The sequence below is a fragment of the Cellulomonas pakistanensis genome, from assembly GCF_016862755.1.
Taxonomy (GTDB): domain Bacteria; phylum Actinomycetota; class Actinomycetes; order Actinomycetales; family Cellulomonadaceae; genus Cellulomonas; species Cellulomonas pakistanensis.
Genome location: NZ_BONO01000011.1, coordinates 57,044 through 77,865, shown reverse-complemented (window position 1 = coordinate 77,865; position 20,822 = coordinate 57,044). Strand labels below are relative to the sequence as shown.

The window sequence follows — 20,822 nt, the reverse complement described above, 5'->3', positions numbered from 1 at the left end:
TCGTCGTGCGAGCGACACCTGACGAGACGAGACCGGGGTCCGGCAGCCTGGGGCGGGAGCTCGCGCGCGGACTCCTCGACGGGCTCCTGGAGATCGTGGTGGTCGCCGCCGTCGTCGCCGTGGTGATCGGCGGTGCCGGGTGCCTGGGCTACGCGATCGGAGACGTCCGAGGAGCGGTCGTCGGGGCGCTCGTCGGTGTCGGGGTCCTCGCGGTCGGGTGGGTGGCGCTCGTGGTCACCGGCACCCGGGACGTGCTCCGCAGGCTCGGCCGGCGCCGCCGCTGACCGTTCCCGAGGCACGAGTGGAAGATCCGGTCCGACACGCCGGGGCGTGTCGGGCCGGATCTTCCACTCGAGGGAGGGGCCGCAGGCCCCCGGGGGTCAGAACGCGCGGGTGATCATCGCGCGCTTGACCTCCTGGATCGCCTTCGTGACCTCGATGCCGCGCGGGCAGGCCTCGGTGCAGTTGAAGGTGGTCCGGCAGCGCCAGACGCCCTCCTTGTCGTTGAGGATCTCGAGGCGCTGCGCGCCGCCCTCGTCGCGGCTGTCGAAGATGAACCGGTGCGCGTTGACGATCGCCGCCGGGCCGAAGTACTGGCCGTCGGTCCAGAACACGGGGCACGAGCTCGTGCACGCGGCGCACAGGATGCACTTGGTGGTGTCGTCGAACCGCGCCCGCTGCTCGGGGGACTGGAGCCGCTCGCGGGACGGCTCGGTGCCGGTCGTGATGAGGAACGGCATGATCTCGCGGTAGGAGGCGAAGAACGGCTCCATGTCGACCACGAGGTCCTTGATCACCGGCAGGCCCTTGATCGGCTCGACGGTGATCGGCTTGTCCGGGTTGAGGTCCTTGAGCAGGGCCTTGCACGCGAGCCGGTTGCGGCCGTTGATCCGCATGGCGTCCGAGCCGCACACGCCGTGGGCGCAGGACCGCCGGAACGTCAGCGAGCCGTCCGACTCCCACTTGATCTTGTGCAGGGCGTCGAGCAGGCGGTCGGTGCCGTGGGCGGTGACCGTGTGCTCCTCCCAGTACGCCTCGTCGCCGTGCGTCTCGGGGGTGTAGCGGCGGATCTTCAGCGTGACCTCGAACGACGGGATCTCGCCGGCCTTGGGCTCGGCGGCGGCCGAGCGCTCTGCGACAGCAGTCATCAGTACTTCCGCTCCATCGGCTGGTACACGGTGGTCACGACGGGCTTGGTGCCCAGGAGCACGACCGGGCGCCCGGGCCCGGGCGGCGGCACCTCCTCGCCCTTCGGCGCGGAGCCGGCGGGGGAGTCGACGGGCACGCCGGGCTGCCGGCGGTACGCCATCGTGTGCTCCATGAAGCTCTCGTCGTCGCGCTTGGGGTAGTCCTCGCGGAAGTGCCCGCCGCGGGACTCGCGCCGGTTGAGCGCCCCGACGACGACCGTCTCGGCGATGTCGAGCAGGAAGCCCAGCTCGATCGCCTCGATGAGGTCGGTGTTGAACATCCGGCCCTTGTCCTGGACCGAGACCCGGGAGTACCGCTCCTGCAGCACCTGGATGTCCTGGAACGCCTGACGCAGCGACTCGGCGGTGCGGAACACCTGCGCGTTGGTGTCCATCGTCTGCTGCAGCTCGCGGCGGACGTCGGACACGCGCTCGCCCTGCGGACGGTCGCGCATCTCCTCGAGCTGGGCGACGACCGCCGCGGCCGGCTCGGCCGGGAGGTCCACCCAGGACGCCCCGGCCGCGTACTCGGCCGCCGAGATGCCGGCGCGCTTGCCGAACACGTTGATGTCCAGGAGCGAGTTGGTGCCGAGCCGGTTGGAGCCGTGCACGGAGACGCACGCGACCTCGCCCGCGGCGTACAGGCCGCGGACGACGTGCGTGGTGTCCCGGAGGACCTCGCCCTCGACGTTCGTCGGCACGCCGCCCATCGCGTAGTGCGCGGTCGGGTAGACCGGCACCGGCTCCGTGTACGGCTCGATGCCGAGGTAGGTGCGCGCGAACTCGGTGATGTCCGGGAGCTTCGCGTCGATGTGCGCGGGGTCCAGGTGGGTCAGGTCGAGCAGGACGTAGTCCTTGTTCGGACCCGCGCCACGGCCCTCGCGCACCTCGTTGGCCATCGACCGGGCGACGATGTCGCGCGGCGCGAGGTCCTTGATGGTGGGGGCGTAGCGCTCCATGAACCGCTCGCCGTCGGCGTTGCGGAGGATGCCGCCCTCGCCGCGCGCGGCCTCGGACAGCAGGATGCCGAGGCCGGCCAGGCCGGTCGGGTGGAACTGGAAGAACTCCATGTCCTCCAGCGGCAGGCCGCGGCGGTAGGCCAGGGCCATGCCGTCGCCGGTCAGGGTGTGCGCGTTCGAGGTGGTCTTGTAGATCTTGCCGGCGCCGCCGGTGGCCAGCACGACCGACTTGGCGCGGAACACGTGCAGCTCGCCGGTGGCCAGCTCGTACGCCACGACGCCGGACACGGCGACGTCCTCGCCGTCCGGGACCTCGCGGCCGGTCAGGTCGTGCGTGAGGATCAGGTCGAGCACGTAGAACTCGTTGAAGAACGCGACCTCGTTCTTCACGCACTGCTGGTAGAGCGTCTGCAGGATCATGTGGCCGGTGCGGTCCGCGGCGTAGCAGGCCCGGCGCACGGCGGCCTCGCCGTGGTTGCGGGTGTGCCCGCCGAACCGGCGCTGGTCGATCCGGCCCTCGGGGGTGCGGTTGAACGGCAGGCCCATGCGCTCCAGGTCGAGCACGGCGTCGATGGCCTCGTTCGCCATGATGGTCGCGGCGTCCTGGTCGACCAGGTAGTCGCCGCCCTTGACGGTGTCGAACGTGTGCCACTCGGGGTTGTCGTCCTCGACGTTGCCGAGCGCGGCGCACATGCCGCCCTGGGCCGCCCCGGTGTGCGAGCGGGTGGGGTACAGCTTCGAGATGACCGCCGTGCGGGTGCGGGCGGACGACTCGAGCGCGGCGCGCATCCCGGCGCCGCCGGCGCCGACGATGACGACGTCGAACTGGTGGGTCTGCATCGGGGTCGATGCCTCCAAGCGAGAAGCGGGGGTGACGAGGGGGCGGGGCGTCAGGCCGTGCAGAACGACGGCAGCAGGTCCGCCGGGCTGTTCGGCGGGCACGGGTCGAACGTGAAGATCACCAGCGTGCCGAGCACGACGACGACCACGAACGACACGTACAGCGCCAGCTTCAGCACCATCCGGGTGCCGTCGCGCTCGGCGTAGTCGTTGATGATCGTCCGGACGCCGTTGGTGCCGTGGATCATCGCGAGCCAGAGCATGAGCAGGTCCCAGACCTGCCAGAACGGGGACGCCCACTTGCCGGCGACGAACCCGAAGTCGATGGCGCTGATGCCGTCGCCGGCGACCAGGTTCACGAACAGGTGGCCGAAGATCAGCACGAGCAGCACGACGCCGGACGCGCGCATGAACACCCAGCCGTACAGCTCCCAGTTGCCGCGGGAGGTGCGCCGGCCGGGGCCGGCGCCGCGGGTGCGCGGAGCGGAGATGGTCGTCATCACTCGCCTCCGAAGACGTGCATGAGGTGCCGCGGCAGGAAGCCCGCCATCGTCACGACGAACAGGCCGAGCACGACCCAGAGCATGACGCGCTGGTACTTCGCGCCCTTCGACCAGAAGTCGACCAGTATGATCCGGATGCCGTTGAAGGCGTGGAACACGATGGCGGCGACGAGGCCGGCCTCGCCGAGGCCCATGATCGGGTTCTTGTAGGTCCCGATCACGGCGTTGTACGCCTCGGGGGAGACCCGCACGAGCGACGTGTCCAGCACGTGCACGAGCAGGAAGAAGAAGATCAGGAACCCAGTGATGCGGTGAGCGACCCAGGACCACATGCCTTCGCGGCCGCGGTAGAGGGTGCCGCCGGGGATCCGCTGCGCCGTGGGGGCGGCGTCGTTGCGCGGTTCGGTCGGCGCAGTGGGCACGGGAGGCCTCCTGGCGAGTCGGGCGGGACTGCTGTGTCCGGTCCGATCACTCTAGTGATCGTGCGCTGGGTCACCCGCCGGGGGAGGCCCGATCCGGGCCTGATGTGACCAAGCGCACACCCGCTCCGGGACCAGAGTCCCTGGTCCGGCGGCACCCGGCGCGGAACCACTCACACGGGTGACGAGCGTCCGGCCCGGGTCGGCTTCGTCCCGATACGCTGCCCCGCATGTCGAGCCCCGCCGCCGCGTCGCCCGCGTCCTCCGCGTCTTCCGCCCCCCGGCCGATCGACGGCTTCCACGCCGTCGTGCCCGCCGGCGGCGCCGGAACCCGGCTGTGGCCGCTGTCCCGGCAGGGGTCGCCGAAGTTCCTGCACGACCTGACCGGCACGGGCCGCACGCTGCTGCAGGGCACGGTCGACCGGCTGCTGCCGCTGACCGGCCGCGACGGCGTGCTCGTCGTGACGGGCGTGCGGCACGCGCAGGCTGTCACCGCGCAGCTGCCCGAGCTCGGCGCGGGCCAGGTCGTGGCCGAGCCGTCGCCGCGCGACTCGATGGCCGCGATCGGCCTCGCCGCCGCGATCCTCGCCGAGCGGCACGGGCCCGACGTGGTGCTCGGCTCGTTCGCGGCCGACCACGTGATCGACGACCTCGACGGGTTCTGGTCGGCGGTCACGGAGGGCGTCGCCGCGGCGCGCGCCGGCTACGTCGTGACGATCGGCATCACCGCGACCGAGCCGTCGACCGCGTTCGGCTACATCCGCGCCGCGGGGCCGCTCGGCGCCGAGGGCGCCCCGAGCGCGCGGCACGTCGCCGGGTTCACCGAGAAGCCGGACGCCGAGACCGCCGCCGGCTACCTCGCGACCGGCGACTACTGGTGGAACGCCGGCATGTTCCTCGTCCAGGCCGGCGTGCTGCTCGACCACCTGGCCCGGCAGCTGCCCCCGCTGGCGGCGGGCCTGCGCGCGATCGCCGCCGCCTGGGACGACGCGGGGCGCCGGGACGCCGTCCTCGCCGAGACGTGGCCGGGGCTGACGAAGATCGCCATCGACCACGCGATCGCCGAGCCGGTGGCCGCCGCCGGCGGGGTCGCGGTGGTGCCGGGCTCGTTCACCTGGGACGACGTCGGCGACTTCGACTCCCTCGCGGCGCTGCTGCCCGCGGTCGGGGTCGAGGGCGGCCGGACGCTCGGCGAGGAGGCGCTGGTGCAGCGGCTGGACGCCGCGGGGTCGGTCGTCGTGCCCGGCGCGGGCCGCGCCGTGACCGTGCTCGGCGTCCGCGACGCGGTCGTGGTCGACACCCCCGACGCCCTGCTCGTCACGACCCGGGCGCACGCGCAGGCCGTGAAGCAGGCGGTCGACGGCTGGCGCGAGCGCGGCCGCGACGACCTGCTGTGACGACCCCGGCGGGGCCTGGCGCGCCGCTGCGGACCTGCCGCCACCTGCGCGGACGGCTAGTGTCGGAAGGGTGATCGTCGACGCCTCCCGGATCAACCAGCTCGTCGCGACCCTCGAGCCGGAGCTGGTCGAGATCCGGCGCGACATCCACGCCCACCCCGAGCTCGGCCGCACCGAGCAGCGCACGACCCGGCTCGTCGCCGACCGGCTCCGGCTCGCCGGGCTCGCCCCGCGGATGTTGCCGGGGACCGGCCTCACGTGCGACATCGGGCCCAGCCCGGTCGAGACGGGCGGTCGGAGGATCGCGCTCCGGGCGGACATCGACGCCCTGCCGGTGCAGGAGACGACGGGCCTGCCCTACGCGTCCACGGTGCACGGCGTCGCGCACGCCTGCGGCCACGACGTGCACACCGCGGCGGTGCTGGGCGCGGGCCTGGTGCTCGCCGAGCTGCACGCCGCGGGCGAGCTCCCGCACGGCGTGCGGCTGATCTTCCAGCCGGCCGAGGAGGTCCAGCCCGGCGGCGCCCTCGACGTGATCGCCGCCGGCGGCCTGGACGGCATCGGCCGGATCTTCGCGCTGCACTGCGACCCGAAGGTCGACGTCGGCGGGATCGGCAGCCGGATCGGCCCGATCACGTCCGCGTCGGACGAGATCACCGTCGTCCTGACCGGTCCGGGCGGGCACACGTCCCGGCCGCACCTCACCGCCGACCTGGTCTACGCGCTGGGGCAGGTCATCACCCAGGTGCCCGCGGTGCTCGGCCGGCGGCTGGACCCGCGGTCCGGCGTCAACCTCACGTGGGGCGCGGTGCAGTCCGGCTCGGCGCACAACGCGATCCCGGCGTCCGGGTCGGTGCGCGGGACGCTGCGCTGCCTGGACGTGCGGGCCTGGGAGAAGGCGTCGCAGGTGCTGCACGACGCCGTCGAGCAGGTCGTCGCCCCGTACGGGGTCGAGGTCGAGGTGCGGCACCAGCGGGGCGTCCCGCCGGTCGAGAACGAGGAGCGGGCGGTGACCGTCCTCGAGGCGGCCGCCCGGGACGTGCTCGGCGAGGAGTCCGTGCACCTCACGGAGCAGTCGCTCGGTGGCGAGGACTTCGCCTGGTACCTGACGCGGGTCCCGGGGGCGATGGCGCGGCTCGGGACGCGGACGCCGGGCGGACGCACCTACGACATCCACCAGGGCGACCTCGTCGTGGACGAGCGCGCGATCGCGGCGGGCGCCGCGCTGCTGGCCCGCGCCGCGCTGCGTGTCGGGGCGACGCCGCGCGGCTGACGGCGCCGGGGGTCGCCCGCGCTGGGCCGGTCGGGTGAGCCGCGGCCCGGACGAATGTTCCAAGTGAGTAACGAAGGGCCCCGGAAGGTGTCCGGTAACACAGCCGACACCTGCGCGTGGCTAGTGTTTCGGCGAACACCGGACGACCCCGGCGGAGCGACGCGCAACGGCGCGCGTCGCGCACCCGGACCTCGCGGACCGGTCGACGACGAGAAGCAGGAGCATCGCGTGAAGAAGATCATCCGTGCGGCCGCCCTCTCCGGGGCTGTCGCGCTCGCCCTCGCCGCCTGCGGCAGCGCCCCGGAGGAGTCCGACGACACCGCCGGCGGCGGCGAGGCCGGCTCCGACTTCAAGGCCTGCATGGTCTCCGACTCGGGCGGCTTCGAGGACAAGTCCTTCAACCAGTCCGGCGCCGAGGGTCTGGACCGCGCGGCCGAGGAGCTGGGCATCGAGGAGGTCAAGGTCGAGTCGACCGCCGAGACCGACTTCACGCCGAACATCGACTCGCTGGTCCAGCAGGACTGCAACCTGATCATCGGCGTCGGCTTCCTCCTCGAGGACCCGATCCAGGCCGCGGCCGAGGCGAACCCCGACGTCGAGTTCGCGCTGATCGACTCCGCGTTCACCGACGAGAACTTCGAGCCGGTCACGCTGGACAACGCCAAGCCGCTGCTGTTCAACACGCAGGAGGCCGCGTACCTGGCCGGCTACGTCGCCGCGGGCACCTCGACCACGGGCACCGTCGCCACCTTCGGCGGCATCCAGCTCCCGTCCGTGTCGATCTTCATGGACGGCTTCGTCGACGGCGTCGCGAAGTACAACGAGGACAACGGCGCGGACGTCCAGGTCCTCGGCTGGGACAAGGAGGCCCAGACGGGTTCCTTCACCGGTGACTTCGAGAACCAGACCAACGGCCAGAACCTCGCGACGGGCTTCATCGACCAGGGCGCGGACGTCATCATGCCGGTCGCCGGCCCGGTCGGCCTGGGTGCCGCCGCGGCGGCGCAGGAGGCCGGCGACGTCTCCATCGTCGGCGTCGACGCCGACTGGTTCGAGACCTCGCCCGACTACTCCTCGATCATCCTGACCTCGGTCATGAAGGAGATCGGCCAGGCCGTGTACGACACGGTCAAGGAGGCCTCGGCGGGCAGCTTCTCCTCCGAGCCGTACGTCGGCACCCTGGAGAACGAGGGCATCGGCATCGCGCCGTTCCACGACTTCGACTCGGTCGTGACCGACGAGGTCAAGACGGCCGTCGAGGACCTCAAGGCCCAGATCGTCTCCGGCGACCTGGTCGTGGAGTCCATCAGCCAGAACTGACGCACCACGCACCTCGGTGGCCCGGGCAGCACGCCTGCCCGGGCCACCGGTGCGTCCACCGGCGCCCGCCGGGCCCCGCGGCTGTCACCGGCCGTCAGGATTGGCCTAGTGTGCGCAGCGACACGAACGATCGAAGGAGCAGGCCCACGTGAAGCTGGAGCTGCGGGGGATCACCAAGCGTTTCGGCGCCCTGGTGGCGAACGACCACATCGACCTGGTGGTCGAGCCCGGCGAGATCCACGCCCTGCTGGGTGAGAACGGCGCGGGCAAGAGCACGCTGATGAACGTGCTCTACGGGTTCTACGACCCGGACGACGGCGAGATCCTCGTCGACGACCGCCCCGTCGAGTTCGCCGGTCCCGGCGACGCGATGGCGGCGGGCATCGGCATGGTGCACCAGCACTTCATGCTGGTCCCGGTCTTCACCGTCGCGGAGAACGTGGTCCTCGGCTACGAGCCGGTCAAGGGCGGCGGACTCATCGACCTCGCCGAGGCGCGGCGCCGCGTCAAGGAGATCTCCGACCGGTTCGGGTTCGACGTCGACCCCGACGCCATGGTCGAGGACCTGCCGGTCGGCGCGCAGCAGCGCGTCGAGATCATCAAGGCGCTGTCCCGGGACGCGCGGGTCCTCATCCTCGACGAGCCGACCGCGGTGCTGACGCCGCAGGAGACCGACGAGCTGATCGCGATCATGCGCCAGCTCAAGGCCGCGGGCACGTCCATCGTCTTCATCACCCACAAGCTCCGCGAGGTCCGCGCCGTCGCCGACCGGATCACCGTCATCCGGCGCGGCAAGGTCGTCGGCAGCGCGTGGCCGGACGCCGCCGAGACCGAGCTCGCCTCGCTCATGGTCGGCCGCTCCGTGTCGCTCGGCGTCGACCGCGCGCCCGCGCAGGCCGGCGAGGTCGCCCTGCGGGTGCGCGACCTGTCCGTGCTCGACGAGGCGGGCGTGCGCCAGGTCGACGACGTGTCGTTCGACGTCGCGCGCGGCGAGATCGTCGCGGTCGCCGGCGTGCAGGGCAACGGGCAGACCGAGCTCACCGAGGTGATCCTGGGCCTGCAGCAGCCGGTCGCCGGGTCGGTCGTGCTGGACGGCACCGAGCTGGTCGGCCGCACCGTCAAGCAGGTGCTCGACGCGGGCGTCGGCTTCGTGCCCGAGGACCGCACGGAGGACGGCGTCGTCGCCGACTTCTCCGTCGCCGAGAATCTCATCCTCGACCTCTACGACCGCGCCCCGTTCGCGCGCGGGATCTCGCTGGACCCGAAGCGGGTCCAGGAGAACGCCGAGCGCCGGACGGTGGAGTTCGACGTCCGCACCCCGTCGGTCGACGCGCACGCCGGCACGCTGTCCGGCGGCAACCAGCAGAAGGTCGTCCTGGCGCGTGAGATGTCCCGCCCGCTGCGGCTGTTCATCGCGTCCCAGCCCACCCGCGGCCTCGACGTCGGGTCCATCGAGTTCGTGCACAAGCGCATCGTGCAGGAGCGGGACTCCGGCACCCCGGTGATCATCGTGTCGACCGAGCTGGACGAGGTGCTCGCCCTGGCCGACCGGATCGTCGTCATGTACCGCGGCCGCATCGTCGGCGTCGTCCCCGGCGGCACCGACCGCGACGTGCTCGGCCTCATGATGGCCGGCGTCCCGCAGGCCGAGGCCGTGCAGCAGGCCGCGACCCACCACACCGTGCTCGGCGAGGCCGACATCGAGGCCTCCGAGGAGGAGAGCAAGTGAGCCAGGCGACCCCCGCCCCCGAGCAGCCGCCGGCCGGGTCGACCGCGCCGGCGCGCCGCGACGACGGCCTCGAGTCCCGCGCCCAGGGCGCGCTGCGCGAGATGCTGACCAGCAGCTGGCTGGTGACGGTCGCGGCGCTCGTCCTCGCGCTCGTCATCTCCGGCGTGCTGATCGCCGCCGCCGACAGCGCCGTGCAGGACGCCGCCGGGTACTTCTTCGCCCGCCCGGCGGACTTCTTCTCCGCCGCGTGGAACGCGGTGTGGGGCGCCTACGTCGCCCTGTTCCAGGGCGCCGTCTTCGACCCGGGCGCGGCCACGTTCGCCCGCGCGATCCGGCCGCTCACCGAGACCATGACCTGGTCCGTGCCGCTGATCCTCGCGGGTCTCGGCCTGGGCATCGGCTTCCGGGCCGGCATGTTCAACATCGGCGCGCAGGGGCAGATCATCCTCGGCGCGATCTTCGCGGGCTACATCGGCTTCGCGTGGGACCTGCCCCCGGTGCTGCACCTGCTGCTCGCCGTGATCGGCGGCGTGATCGGCGGCGGCCTCTGGGCCGGCATCGCCGGCTACCTCAAGGCCCGGACCGGGGCCAACGAGGTCATCGTCACGATCATGCTGAACAACATCGCCATCTACCTGGTGGGCTACCTGCTCACCACGTCGGCGTTCAAGCGGGGCGACAGCAACAACCCGGTGTCCCCGCCGGTCGCCGGGAACGCGCTGTACCCGCAGCTGCTCGGCTCGCAGTTCCGGCTGCACCTCGGGTTCGTGGTCGCGATCCTCGCCGCCGTGTTCGTGTGGTGGCTGATGAACCGGTCGACGCTCGGGTTCGCGTTCCGCGCCGTCGGGTCCAACCCGAACGCCGCGCGCACCGCGGGCATCAACGTCAACCGCATGTACCTGCTCGTGATGCTGGTCGCCGGCGGCCTGGCCGGCATGGCGGGCACCGCGCAGGTGCTCGGCACCGAGAAGGTGCTCACCGCCGGCATCGCGGCCAGCTTCGGGTTCGACGCGATCACCGTGGCGCTGCTGGGCCGGTCCAAGCCGCTCGGCACGTTCTTCGCGGGCCTGCTGTTCGGCGCGCTGCGCGCGGGTGGGTTCGCGATGCAGTCCCGCACCGGCACGCCCATCGACATCGTGCTGGTCGTCCAGTCCCTCGTCGTGCTGTTCATCGCAGCGCCCCCGCTGGTGCGCGCGGTGTTCCGCCTCCCGTCCCCCCGCGGTCCCGGCGCCCAGCCGGCCGAGCTCGCCGCGCCCGTCGTCAAGGAGGCCGCCGCGTGAGCGCCGTCGCCGCCCCCGCCCCCGCGCGCGCCGCGGCGGGCAAGCCGCTCCCGCCGGTCTCGTACAAGGCGCCGATCGCCTACGGAGCGGTCGCCGCCGTGGCGCTGCTGCTGTTCGGGATCCTGCCCGCCTCGGGTCGCGAGACCGCGTTCACCATGTTCGCGCCGGGCGAGAACATCCAGTTCTCCGTCCCGTCCAAGCTCACCGCGATCGTGCTCTGCCTCATCGCCCTCGGGCTCGCGGCGTGGTCCTTCCAAGCCGCCCGGACCCGCCGCAAGGTCGGCGTCTGGCTGCCCGCCGTCTACGCCGTGGTGCTCGTGTTCGCGCTGCTCACCTGGGCCGTCGCCGGCAAGGCGCAGCCGCTGCCGCTGACCAGCCTGCTGCAGGGCTCGCTGTTCCTCGCGGTGCCGCTGGTGTTCGGCGCCCTCGCCGGCCTGGTCAGCGAGCGGTCCGGCATCATCAACATCGCGATCGAGGGCCAGCTGCTCGCCGGCGCGTTCCTCGCCGCGGTCGTCGCGACCATCACGTCCAGCGCCTACGTCGGCCTGATCGCCGCGCCCATCGCCGGCGCCCTGGTCTCGGCCCTGCTGGTGGTGTTCGCCATCAAGTACGTGGTCGACCAGATCATCGTCGGCGTCGTGCTCAACGTGCTCGTCGTCGGCATCACGTCGTACCTGTTCTCGACCGTCCTGCGGGAGAACTCCGCCACCCTGAACGCGCCGGAGCGGCTGCCCACGCTGCCGATCCCGCTGCTCTCGGACATCCCGGTCATCGGCCCGGTGCTGTTCCGGCAGACGATCCTCGTCTACCTGATGTACGTCGTGGTGATCGTCCTCCAGGTGCTGGTGTTCAAGAGCCGCTGGGGCCTGCGCATGCGGGCGGTCGGCGAGCACCCGAAGGCCGCCGACACCGTCGGCATCAAGGTCAACCGCACCCGCGTGTGGAACACCCTGCTGGGCGGCGCCATCGCCGGCCTCGGCGGCGCGTTCTTCACGGTCGCGAACGGACTGGCGTTCGGCAAGGAGATGACCGGCGGCAAGGGCTTCATCGCCCTCGCCGCGATGATCCTCGGCCGGTGGAGCCCGAAGGGCGCGCTCGCCGCGGCCCTGCTGTTCGGCTTCGCCGACAACCTGCAGGTCGTCCTCGGCATCATCGGCACGCCGATCCCCAGCCAGATCATGCTGATGACCCCGTACATCGTGACGATCTTCGCCGTGGCCGGCCTCGTCGGCCGCGTGCGGGCGCCCGCCGCGGAGGGCGTCGCGTACGTCAAGTGAGTCGCGCGCGGCCGTCGACCCCCACCGGGTCGGCGGCCGTTCGTGCTGGTGGGGCGCTGGCCCCGGGAGGAGCTGGAGATGACCACCACCCCTGAGATCGACTGGGACGCCCTGCGCGCCGCCGCCACCGAGGTGATGCACCGCGCGTACGTCCCGTACTCGAAGTTCCCGGTCGGCGTCGCCGCGCTGGTGGACGACGGCCGCGTGGTCGTCGGCTGCAACGTCGAGAACGCCTCCTACGGCCTGACCCTGTGCGCCGAGTGCGCGCTGGTGTCCGGCCTGCACGTGTCCGGCGGCGGGCGCCTCGTGGCGTTCGCCTGCGTGGACGCCCACGGGAACGCCCTGATGCCCTGCGGCCGCTGCCGCCAGCTCCTGTGGGAGCACGGGGGACCCGACCTGCTCGTCGACACGGTGAGCGGGATCAAGCCGATGACCGAGGTGCTGCCCGACGCGTTCGGGAACGCCGACCTGGTCGAGAGGAAGTCCGAGTGAGCACCGAGAAGTTCGACGCCGTCGACGTCATCGTCGCCAAGCGCGACGGTCACCGCCTGACCGACGCGCAGATCGACTGGGTCGTCGACGCGTACACCCGCGGCGTCGTCGCCGAGGAGCAGATGGCCGCCCTCAACATGGCGATCCTGCTCAACGGCATGGACCGCGCCGAGATCTCGCGGTGGACCGCCGCGATGATCGCCTCGGGCGAGCGGATGGACTTCTCCGGCCTGCGCCGGCCCACCGCCGACAAGCACTCGACCGGCGGCGTCGGCGACAAGATCACCCTGCCGCTGGCGCCGCTCGTCGCCGTGTTCGACGTCGCGGTGCCGCAGCTGTCCGGCCGCGGCCTCGGCCACACCGGCGGCACCCTCGACAAGCTCGAGTCCATCCCGGGCTGGCGCGCGGCGCTGTCGAACGACGAGATGATGGCGCAGCTCGACGGCCCCGGCGCCGTCATCTGCCAGGCCGGCTCCGGCCTCGCGCCCGCCGACCGGAAGCTCTACGCGCTGCGCGACGTCACCGGCACCGTGGAGGCGATCCCGCTGATCGCCTCGTCGATCATGAGCAAGAAGATCGCCGAGGGCACCGGCGCGCTGGTGCTCGACGTCAAGGTCGGCTCCGGCGCGTTCATGAAGGACCTGGACCGCGCCCGCGAGCTCGCGCGCACCATGGTCGACCTCGGCACCGACGCGGGCGTGAACACCGTCGCGCTGCTCACCGACATGTCGACGCCGCTCGGCCTCACCGCGGGCAACGCGCTCGAGGTCCGGGAGTCGCTCGAGGTGCTCGCCGGCGGGGGGCCGTCCGACGTGGTCGAGCTGACCGTCGCGCTGGCCGAGGAGATGCTGGCCGCGGCCGGGCGCCCCGGGCACGACGTCCGCGCGGCGCTCACCGACGGGCGGGCGATGGACGTGTGGCGCCGGATGATCGAGGCGCAGGGCGGCGACGCCGACGCGCCGCTGCCGGTCGCGCGGCACACCGAGCAGGTGCTCGCGCCGGCCGACGGCGTGCTCACCCGCCTCGACGCGTACGCGGTGGGCATCGCGGCGTGGCGCCTCGGCGCCGGCCGCGCGCGCAAGGAGGACCCGGTGCAGGCCGGCGCGGGCGTGGAGCTGCACGCCAAGCCGGGCGACGCCGTGCGGGCGGGTCAGCCCCTGCTGACGCTGCACACGGACACCCCGGAGCGGTTCGAGCGCGCCAAGGAGGCCCTGGAGGGCGGCTTCGACGTCGCCGCCGAGGCCGGCACGCCGACCCCGCTGGTCCTGGACCGCATCGCGGCGTCCTGACCCCCGGGCGAGGCCCCGCAGCGCGCGCCGCTGCGGGGCCTCGCCGCGTCCCGGCCCCGCCGAGGGGTCGCGGTCCGGGCGCTTCCCGGCGGTGAACCCGCCATGCTGTGACCTCTCGACGATGTGGAGCGTGTGATGACCTGGCGCACCGGACAGCTGACGACGGTGCTGCGGGCGGTGCGCGGGCGGGTGGTGCCGCCGGCGCCCGCGCCGGTGCCCGCCAACCCGGCAGGCCGCGTCGGCGCTTCGATCGCCGGCGCCGCGCTGCCGGGCCAGCTGCTCGACGGGCTCGACGCCCGCCGCCGCGCGCAGGTGCTCGCGCCGCTCGACGTCCCCGCCGGCCGCGTCCTGCGCTGGGGGACGGCCGCGGCGCGGCAGGTCGACGGCACGACCTGCGGCGCGGCGGTGCTCGGGCTGCTCGCGGCCGCCGGCGACCCGCGCCTGGCGCTCTGGCTTGTGACCGGCCGCCTGCCCGACGGCCCGCCGCCGCCGGAGCTCGCCGGCCTCGACCTGCCCGAGCCCGCGGACCCGCACCACCCCGACGCCCCGACCTGGTTCCGCACGCCGGACGGTCGCGTCGTGCACGCGTCGGCGACCGGCGAGGAGGCCGCGGCGGCCCGCTGGGGCCTGCTCCAGGCGGCGCTGCACCGGCGCAGCACCGCGCGTGCGGTCGCCGGGGTGCTGCCCTGGCCTCGGGCGCTCGGCACACCGCCGTGGGGCGCCGCCCGCCTGGCCCGGTTCCCCGGCGTCCGGTACCGCTCGGTGCTGGTCGACGACACCCGGACCGACGAGGTCGACGACCTGCTCGCCCGCGTCGACGCCGCCCTCGACCGCGGCGTCCCGGTCCCGCTGTACTCCGGGGGCGACCTGTCCGGCGGCGTGGGCGCCGCGGTGCCGCGGCACGTGGTGCTCGCGGTCGGCCGGGCGGGGGACGGGTACTGGGTCTACGAGCCCGGCGCGGGCGCGGTCCTGCCGCTGCCCCGCGCGGCGCTGCGGGAGCCGGCCGGCCCGGTCCCGGCGCTCGGGCACTGGACCCACCTGGCCTGGGCGCTGCTGCCCGCTCGCCCGCGCTGACGCGGTCCGCGTCCTCCGCGTCGACGGGGTTGTGCAACCCGGAGGTTGCGACCAGGCCGATCTGGCGGTCTCGGGGGCGGGGGGTCACGATGGTGCCGTACCCGCCGCCGACCGCCAGGAGTGGACATGAGCACCGTGCCCGGAGACCGGAGCTGGCAGGACGCGGGCCTCGTCGAGCCCGCGCTGACGGACCTCCCCGAGGTCGCGCCGGACGACGACGGCGACGTCCGCGAGGGCGGCTACCAGCCGGACGAGCCGCGCCCCGACCTGGCCGGCGAGGCCGACCCCGCCGACGTCGCGGAGCAGACCGCCGCCCTTCCCGCGGACGAGCGCGACGACTACCCCTGAGCCGCGCTGGGGCCGCGCCAGGACCGCGCCGGAACCGCGCCGGGACCGCCGCCGGGCCCATCCCCGGGCCGCGGCCGCAAGCGGCGCGGTGCCCCCGGCCGCCCCGGTGTCCCGATGCGGGGATCGGGGCGCCCGCCGACTACGGTGGCCCCATGACCGTGACCTTCGAGCAGATCGTCGCGCTGCCCAAGGTCCTCCTGCACGACCACCTCGACGGCGGCGTGCGCCCGCAGACCGTCGTCGAGCTCGCCGCCAAGGTCGGGCACGAGCTGCCCGCCCCGGACCCCGAGGCCCTGGCGGCCTGGTTCCGCGACGCGGCCGACAGCGGCAGCCTCGAGACCTACATCGCCACCTTCAGCCACACGCTGGCCGTCATGCAGCGGCCGAAGGCGCTGCGCCGCGTCGCCCGCGAGGCGGTGCTCGACCTGGCCGCGGACGGCGTCGTGTACGTGGAGGAGCGGTTCGCGCCCGAGCTGCACCAGTCCGGCGGCCTCTCGCTCCAGCAGGCCGTCGACGCCGTGCTGGAGGGCCTGTCCGAGGGCGAGGCCGAGGCGGCGGAGCAGGGCCGGACGATCCGCGCCCGCCTGCTGCTGTGCGCCATGCGCCAATCCGACCGCGCCGACGAGGTCGCCGCCCTCGCCCTGGCGAACCGGGACCGGGGCGTGGTCGGCTTCGACATCGCCGGGCCCGAGGCCGGTTTCCCGGCGAGCGCGCTGGGCGCCGCGTTCGCGCAGCTGCGGACCGCCCGGTTCCCGGTCACCGTGCACGCGGGCGAGGCCGCGGGCCGCGACTCGCTGGACGAGGCCGTCGACGTCGGCGCGCTGCGCCTGGGCCACGGCGTCCGGCTGGTGGACGACATCCACGTCGCGGAGGACCCGGAGCACGGCCCGACCCACCGGCTCGGCCGGTTGGCGCACTGGGTCCGCGACCGCGGCATCGCCCTCGAGGTGTGCCCGACGTCGAACCTGCAGACCGGCGCGGCGGTGTCGATCGCGACGCACCCGGTGACCACGCTGCTGCGGCTCGGCTTCGCCGTCACGGTGAACACCGACAACCGCCTGCAGTCCCGCACCAGCCTGAGCCGCGAGCTGCACCTGCTCGTCACGGAGGCCGGCTGGACCCTCGACGACGTGCGGACGGTCACCGTGACCGCCGCCCGCCACGCGTTCGTGCACGCCGACGAGCGCCAGGACCTCATCGACCGGGTGATCCTCCCCGGCCACGCACCGACCGGAACAGGAAGGCACCGCGCATGACCCAGTCCCTCGACGCCGCCGCGCTGGCGCAGTTCGTCGACCACACGCTCCTCAAGCCCGAGGCGACCCGCGCGGACGTCGAGGCGCTCGTCACCGAGGGCGCGTCGCTCGGCGTGTACTCCGTGTGCGTCTCCCCGTCGTTCCTGCCGCTGGACGCCCAGGGCCTCAAGGTCGCCACCGTGTGCGGCTTCCCGTCCGGCAAGCACCACAGCGACGTCAAGGCCGCCGAGGCCGCCCGCTCCGTCGCCGACGGCGCGGACGAGGTCGACATGGTCATCGACGTCGGCGCCGCCAAGGAGGGCCGGTTCGCCGACGTGCAGGCCGACATCGCCGCCGTGCGCGCCGCGACCCCGGCGCCCGTCGTGCTCAAGGTCATCATCGAGTCGGCCGCGCTGTCCGACCACGAGATCGTCGAGGTCTGCCGCGCCGCCGAAGCCGCGGGCGCCGACTTCGTGAAGACCTCGACCGGCTTCCACCCCGCGGGCGGCGCGACCGTGCACGCCGTCGAGATCATGAACGCCACCGTCGGCGGCCGCCTCGGCATCAAGGCGTCGGGCGGCATCCGCACCACCGCGGACGCGCTCGCGATGATCGAGGCCGGCGCGACTCGCCTGGGCCTGTCCGGCACCGCCGCGGTGCTCGGCGGGTTCGAGGCGGACGGCGGGTACTGACCCGCACCCGTCACCGACGGCCGTCACGGCCCGGCTCCCCGCGCGGGGCCGGGCCGTGATCCGTCCCGGGTCACGGCGTCGCGGCGACCTGCGTGAGCCAGCCCGCCACCGGCAGCACCAGGACGGGCAGCCACGCCGCGCGAGGCCACCGCCGGTGCAGCAGCGTCGCAGCCGCGACCACGGCGGCGTAGACGAGCAGGAGCACCTGCGTGATCCGGGCACCGCGCGCCTGGACCTGGGCCGCGGTGCACCACCACGGCCCCGGGTAGATCGCGGGGCAGACCTCATGGGGGTTCGCGGCGGGCAGCGTGCGGAGCCAGAGCACCGCGAGGGCCGCGACCAGCACCGCGGTCGCGAGGAGCACCGGCCCCAGGGCGAGGACGCGGACAGCGGGCGGGCGCCGGGCCCCGGTCGAGGCCACCCCCAGCACGTTAGCGCCCACCGGACGCGGAGCCGGCCCGTCCCCGCGGGTGCGGGGACGGGCCGTCGCCCAGGCCCGTGCGGCCCTTCAGAGCCCCAGCGCCGCCGCCACGTCCGCGCGCACCGCGTCCAGCCGCGCTCGCGCCGCCTTCCGCGCCTCGCCGACGGTCTCGTCGGACGCGTGCTCCTCGACCGGCACGACGACCTCGAGGTAGCACTTCACCTTGGGCTCGGTGCCGGACGGCCGCACGATGACCCGGGTGTCGTCCTGGGTGAGCAGGCGGATGCCGTCGGTCGGCGGGAGCCCGTCGCGGTCGGCGTCCGAGCCGGCGGCCAGGTCCACGAGGGACAGCACCGGCGAGCCCGCGAGGACGACCGGCGGGTGCTCGCGCAGCCGCTGCATGGTCTCCGGGATCTGCGACAGGTCGGTGAACCGGGCCGACAGCTGGTCGGTCAGGTGGAGGCCGTGCCGCCGGGCCAGGTCGTCGAGCACGGCGACCGGTGCGCGGCCCTCCGCCTTGAGCCGCGCGGCCAGGCCGGCGAGGGTGAGGGCGGCGGAGATGCCGTCCTTGTCGCGCACGTGCGCGGGGTCGACGCAGTAGCCCAGCGCCTCCTCGTAGCCGTACACCAGGCCCTCGACGCGGGAGATCCACTTGAAGCCGGTGAGCGTCTGCGCGTGCCGGAGGCCGGCGTGCGCGGCGATCCGGCCGAGCAGCCGGGAGGACACGATGGAGTTGGCGAGCACCGGGGCGTCGTCCTTCGGCAGGGCGCCGGGCGCGCCCGCGCCGAACCGCTCCGCGGCGACGCTGCCGAGCAGCGCGCCGGTCTCGTCGCCGTGGAGCATGCGCCAGCCGTCCGAGCCGGCCGCGCCGGGGCTCATGTGCGTGCGGGCGCGCGGGTCGATCACCGCGGCGCCGCACCGGTCGGCGTCGGGGTCGAGCGCGATGACCAGGTCGGCCCGGACCTCGGCGGCGAGCGCCACGGCCAGGTCGATCGCGCCCGGCTCCTCCGGGTTGGGGAACGCGACGGTCGGGAAGTCGGGGTCGGGCTCGGCCTGCAGCTCGACGACGTGCACGTCGGTGAAGCCCGCCTGGGCGAGCACCCGCCGCGCCGTCCCGCCGCCGACGCCGTGCATCGGGGTGAGCACGACCCGGAGCGCGGCGTTCCGGGCGCGCGCCTCGTCGGACAGGTCCGCGAGCCCGAGCACCTGCGCGACGTACGCGTCGACGATCTCGGGGCCGACCGTCGACCAGCCGGCCGCGGCGCGCGGCACGGCGGCGACGGAGGGCACGCGGCCGATCTCGGCGGCGATGGCGCCGTCCATCGGCGGCACGATCTGCGCGCCCTGGCCGGAGTCGGTGACGACCCGCCCGCCGAGGTAGACCTTGTAGCCGTTGTCCTGCGGCGGGTTGTGGCTCGCGGTGACCATGACGCCGGCGTCGGCGCCGAGGTGCCGGACGGCGAACGCCAGCACGGGCGTCGGCAGGTACGGCGGCAGCATGACGACGTCGATGCCGACCGCGGTCAGCACGGCGGCGGTGTCGCGCGCGAAGTCGAGGGAGCCGTGCCGGGCGTCGTGGCCGACGACGACCTTGGGCGCGGGGGACACGCCCTCGAGCTCGCCGAGCAGGTACGCGCCCAGCCCGGACGCGGCGCGGATCACGACCGCGCGGTTCATCCGGTGCGGGCCGCCCGCGACGGCGCCGCGGAGGCCGGCGGTGCCGAACTGGAGCAGGCCCTGGAACCGGTCGGCGAGCTCCTCGCGGGCGGCGCGGACGTCGGTGGCGCCCTGCTGGTCCTCGGGGGACGCGGCGGGCGCGACCTGGGTGGGGCCGGCCTCGGCCTGCTCGAGCAACCGGGTCAGCTGGTCCGCGGTCGTCGGGTCCGGGTCGTCCGCGATCCACTCCCGGACCTGCGCGGCCAGCGCGGCCCACGCCCCGTCCTGCTCGCGCTCCTGCGTCGGCCCACCGGTCTCGGTGCGCTCGCTCATCGACTGCCGTCCCTCCCGGGGCGCCCCGCCCCGACCGTGGTGCGCGGCGCGAGGCCGCGGTGGTGCCGTGCTGCGCCGCCGCGCCCGGGTGGGTGCGGCGGCGCGCCGATCAGATGCGGCCGACGATGTCCGCCAGCAGGCGGCTGATCCGCGGGCCGGCCGCGGCGCCCGCCTCGAGGACCTCCGCGTGGGACAGCGGCTCGTCGCCGACGCCCGCCGCGAGGTTGGTGACCAGGGAGATGCCGAGCACCTCCATGCCGACGTGCCGCGCCGCGATGGCCTCGATCGTGGTCGACATGCCGACCAGGTCGCCGCCCATGATCCCGGCCATCCGCACCTCGGCCGGGGTCTCGTAGTGCGGGCCGCGGAACTGCACGTAGACGCCCTCGTCCAGCGACGGGTCGACCTCGCGGGCCACGTCGCGGAGCCGGCCGGCGTACAGGTCGGTCAGGTCGACGAACGTCGCGCCCTCGAGCGGCGACACGGTCGTCAGGTTGATGTGGTCGCGGATGAGCACCGGGGTGCCGGGGCCCCACGCGGGGTTCAGGCCGCCGCAGCCGTTGGTCAGCACGACGGTCGAGCAGCCGGCCGCCGCGGCGGTGCGCACGCCGTGCACGACCCGGCGGACGCCCTTGCCCTCGTACAGGTGGGTGCGCGAGCCGAGGACGAGCGCGTGCTTGCCGGTCGCGGCGATCCGGATCGACCGGATGGTGCCGACGTGGCCGACGACGGCCGGCGCGGCGAAGCCCGGGACGTCGGGCGCGGCGATCTCGGCGACGGTCTCGCCCAGCAGGTCGGCCGCGCCGCCCCAGCCGGAGCCGAGCACCAGGGCGACGTCGTGCTTCTCGACCCCGGTCGCCTCGGCGAGGTACGCGGCGGCGTCGGCGGCGACGGCCAGCGGGTCGGTGGTCGGGTCGTCGAGCCGGGCGTCGTCGGCCATGCGGGTGCTCCTCGCGGGTGCGTGCGGCGGTGTCGGTGGCGGCGACCCGGGCGCGCGCGGACGGGCGTGTGGTCGCGACGATCGAGCGTACCGGGCCGTGCCGCCCCGGGGAGCCCCGGAAGGTCCCGGCCCCGCGCGCGGCGCGGGCGTGCGCACCG

20 protein-coding genes are annotated in these 20,822 nt (G+C 74.2%); 13 read left to right on the top strand and 7 right to left on the bottom strand.

The window, feature by feature from the left end; all coding sequences use genetic code 11:
• Positions 1-5: 5 nt before the first annotated feature.
• Positions 6-284 carry a hypothetical protein gene (locus Cpa01nite_RS08905; protein ID WP_203668400.1) on the top strand — a complete coding sequence of 93 codons (279 nt, stop codon included), beginning with the start codon at positions 6-8 and terminating at the stop codon, positions 282-284.
• Between the two features lie 96 nt (positions 285-380).
• Here Cpa01nite_RS08905 and Cpa01nite_RS08900 read toward each other — a convergent pair whose 3' ends face one another.
• From Cpa01nite_RS08900 to sdhC, 4 genes are read right to left on the bottom strand one after another with little or no spacing between them, the layout of a single operon-like run.
• Positions 381-1,148 (bottom strand): succinate dehydrogenase iron-sulfur subunit, encoded by a 768-nt coding sequence (locus Cpa01nite_RS08900; protein WP_166942903.1) that lies wholly within the window; start codon positions 1,146-1,148, stop codon positions 381-383.
• Positions 1,148-2,986 carry a succinate dehydrogenase flavoprotein subunit gene (gene sdhA, locus Cpa01nite_RS08895; RefSeq protein WP_203668399.1) on the bottom strand — a complete coding sequence of 613 codons (1,839 nt, stop codon included), beginning with the start codon at positions 2,984-2,986 and terminating at the stop codon, positions 1,148-1,150. Before sdhA ends, Cpa01nite_RS08900 begins: the two co-directional genes overlap by 1 nt.
• Before the next feature lie 50 nt (positions 2,987-3,036).
• A complete protein-coding gene (locus Cpa01nite_RS08890) occupies positions 3,037-3,486 on the bottom strand; it encodes a succinate dehydrogenase hydrophobic membrane anchor subunit (RefSeq protein WP_203668398.1) in 450 nt (149 codons plus the stop codon).
• The gene (sdhC, locus tag Cpa01nite_RS08885) at positions 3,486-3,821 is read right to left on the bottom strand and encodes a succinate dehydrogenase, cytochrome b556 subunit (RefSeq protein ID WP_239068656.1); all 336 of its coding nucleotides are present in this window, start codon (positions 3,819-3,821) and stop codon (positions 3,486-3,488) included. Before sdhC ends, Cpa01nite_RS08890 begins: the two co-directional genes overlap by 1 nt.
• Before the next feature lie 317 nt (positions 3,822-4,138).
• Here sdhC and Cpa01nite_RS08880 point away from each other — a divergent pair, with 317 nt between their 5' ends.
• From Cpa01nite_RS08880 to deoC, 12 genes are all read left to right on the top strand, one after another.
• Positions 4,139-5,305, top strand: a complete 1,167-nt coding sequence (locus Cpa01nite_RS08880; RefSeq protein ID WP_203668396.1) for a mannose-1-phosphate guanylyltransferase — start codon at positions 4,139-4,141, stop codon at positions 5,303-5,305.
• Positions 5,306-5,375: 70 nt separating this feature from the next.
• The gene (locus tag Cpa01nite_RS08875) at positions 5,376-6,578 is read left to right on the top strand and encodes an amidohydrolase (RefSeq protein ID WP_239068647.1); all 1,203 of its coding nucleotides are present in this window, start codon (positions 5,376-5,378) and stop codon (positions 6,576-6,578) included.
• A 228-nt stretch (positions 6,579-6,806) separates the two neighbouring features.
• Positions 6,807-7,898: a BMP family lipoprotein gene (locus tag Cpa01nite_RS08870; protein WP_203668395.1), complete on the top strand. Its 1,092-nt coding sequence runs from the start codon at positions 6,807-6,809 to the stop codon at positions 7,896-7,898.
• 148 nt (positions 7,899-8,046) lie between these two features.
• Positions 8,047-9,627 carry an ABC transporter ATP-binding protein gene (locus tag Cpa01nite_RS08865; protein ID WP_203668394.1) on the top strand — a complete coding sequence of 527 codons (1,581 nt, stop codon included), beginning with the start codon at positions 8,047-8,049 and terminating at the stop codon, positions 9,625-9,627.
• Positions 9,624-10,907 carry an ABC transporter permease gene (locus tag Cpa01nite_RS08860; RefSeq protein WP_373307372.1) on the top strand — a complete coding sequence of 428 codons (1,284 nt, stop codon included), beginning with the start codon at positions 9,624-9,626 and terminating at the stop codon, positions 10,905-10,907. Before Cpa01nite_RS08865 ends, Cpa01nite_RS08860 begins: the two co-directional genes overlap by 4 nt.
• Entirely contained in the window at positions 10,904-12,184 is a 1,281-nt protein-coding gene (locus Cpa01nite_RS08855) for an ABC transporter permease (RefSeq protein WP_203668393.1), read from the top strand. The genes Cpa01nite_RS08860 and Cpa01nite_RS08855 overlap by 4 nt, the downstream gene beginning before the upstream one ends.
• Positions 12,185-12,262: 78 nt before the next feature.
• Complete coding sequence (locus tag Cpa01nite_RS08850; RefSeq protein WP_203668392.1) at positions 12,263-12,676, top strand: cytidine deaminase; 414 nt, start codon at positions 12,263-12,265, stop codon at positions 12,674-12,676.
• Entirely contained in the window at positions 12,673-13,965 is a 1,293-nt protein-coding gene (locus Cpa01nite_RS08845) for a thymidine phosphorylase (RefSeq protein ID WP_203668391.1), read from the top strand. The genes Cpa01nite_RS08850 and Cpa01nite_RS08845 overlap by 4 nt, the downstream gene beginning before the upstream one ends.
• A 135-nt stretch (positions 13,966-14,100) precedes the next feature.
• Positions 14,101-15,039: a hypothetical protein gene (locus Cpa01nite_RS08840; protein ID WP_203668390.1), complete on the top strand. Its 939-nt coding sequence runs from the start codon at positions 14,101-14,103 to the stop codon at positions 15,037-15,039.
• Between the two features lie 126 nt (positions 15,040-15,165).
• Entirely contained in the window at positions 15,166-15,387 is a 222-nt protein-coding gene (locus tag Cpa01nite_RS08835) for a hypothetical protein (protein WP_203668389.1), read from the top strand.
• Between the two features lie 152 nt (positions 15,388-15,539).
• The gene (locus tag Cpa01nite_RS08830) at positions 15,540-16,643 is read left to right on the top strand and encodes an adenosine deaminase (protein WP_203668388.1); all 1,104 of its coding nucleotides are present in this window, start codon (positions 15,540-15,542) and stop codon (positions 16,641-16,643) included.
• On the top strand, positions 16,640-17,314 hold the full coding sequence (gene deoC, locus Cpa01nite_RS08825; RefSeq protein WP_203668387.1) for a deoxyribose-phosphate aldolase: 675 nt from the start codon (positions 16,640-16,642) through the stop codon (positions 17,312-17,314). Before Cpa01nite_RS08830 ends, deoC begins: the two co-directional genes overlap by 4 nt.
• Positions 17,315-17,384: 70 nt before the next feature.
• On the opposite strand, the gene Cpa01nite_RS08820 is transcribed toward deoC, so the two are convergent.
• From Cpa01nite_RS08820 to Cpa01nite_RS08810, 3 genes are all read right to left on the bottom strand, one after another.
• The gene (locus Cpa01nite_RS08820) at positions 17,385-17,735 is read right to left on the bottom strand and encodes a hypothetical protein (protein WP_203668386.1); all 351 of its coding nucleotides are present in this window, start codon (positions 17,733-17,735) and stop codon (positions 17,385-17,387) included.
• A gap of 87 nt (positions 17,736-17,822) precedes the next feature.
• The gene (locus Cpa01nite_RS08815; RefSeq protein WP_203668385.1) at positions 17,823-19,724 is read right to left on the bottom strand and encodes a phospho-sugar mutase; all 1,902 of its coding nucleotides are present in this window, start codon (positions 19,722-19,724) and stop codon (positions 17,823-17,825) included.
• Between the two features lie 109 nt (positions 19,725-19,833).
• A complete protein-coding gene (locus tag Cpa01nite_RS08810) occupies positions 19,834-20,664 on the bottom strand; it encodes a purine-nucleoside phosphorylase (RefSeq protein ID WP_203668384.1) in 831 nt (276 codons plus the stop codon).
• Positions 20,665-20,822 lie beyond the last annotated feature (158 nt).

What these genes read in the sequence shown, in the direction of transcription:
- deoC (WP_203668387.1), top strand. Translation starts at nt 16,640, where the DNA reads ATGACCCAGTCCCTCGACGCCGCCGCGCTGGCGCAGTTCGTCGACCAC.
- Cpa01nite_RS08900 (WP_166942903.1), bottom strand. Translation starts at nt 1,148, where the DNA reads ATGACTGCTGTCGCAGAGCGCTCGGCCGCCGCCGAGCCCAAGGCCGGC.
- Cpa01nite_RS08830 (WP_203668388.1), top strand. Translation starts at nt 15,540, where the DNA reads ATGACCGTGACCTTCGAGCAGATCGTCGCGCTGCCCAAGGTCCTCCTG.
- sdhC (WP_239068656.1), bottom strand. Translation starts at nt 3,821, where the DNA reads ATGTGGTCCTGGGTCGCTCACCGCATCACTGGGTTCCTGATCTTCTTC.
- Cpa01nite_RS08815 (WP_203668385.1), bottom strand. Translation starts at nt 19,724, where the DNA reads ATGAGCGAGCGCACCGAGACCGGTGGGCCGACGCAGGAGCGCGAGCAG.
- Cpa01nite_RS08880 (WP_203668396.1), top strand. Translation starts at nt 4,139, where the DNA reads ATGTCGAGCCCCGCCGCCGCGTCGCCCGCGTCCTCCGCGTCTTCCGCC.
- Cpa01nite_RS08850 (WP_203668392.1), top strand. Translation starts at nt 12,263, where the DNA reads ATGACCACCACCCCTGAGATCGACTGGGACGCCCTGCGCGCCGCCGCC.
- Cpa01nite_RS08890 (WP_203668398.1), bottom strand. Translation starts at nt 3,486, where the DNA reads ATGACGACCATCTCCGCTCCGCGCACCCGCGGCGCCGGCCCCGGCCGG.
- Cpa01nite_RS08835 (WP_203668389.1), top strand. Translation starts at nt 15,166, where the DNA reads ATGAGCACCGTGCCCGGAGACCGGAGCTGGCAGGACGCGGGCCTCGTC.
- Cpa01nite_RS08810 (WP_203668384.1), bottom strand. Translation starts at nt 20,664, where the DNA reads ATGGCCGACGACGCCCGGCTCGACGACCCGACCACCGACCCGCTGGCC.
- Cpa01nite_RS08840 (WP_203668390.1), top strand. Translation starts at nt 14,101, where the DNA reads ATGACCTGGCGCACCGGACAGCTGACGACGGTGCTGCGGGCGGTGCGC.
- sdhA (WP_203668399.1), bottom strand. Translation starts at nt 2,986, where the DNA reads ATGCAGACCCACCAGTTCGACGTCGTCATCGTCGGCGCCGGCGGCGCC.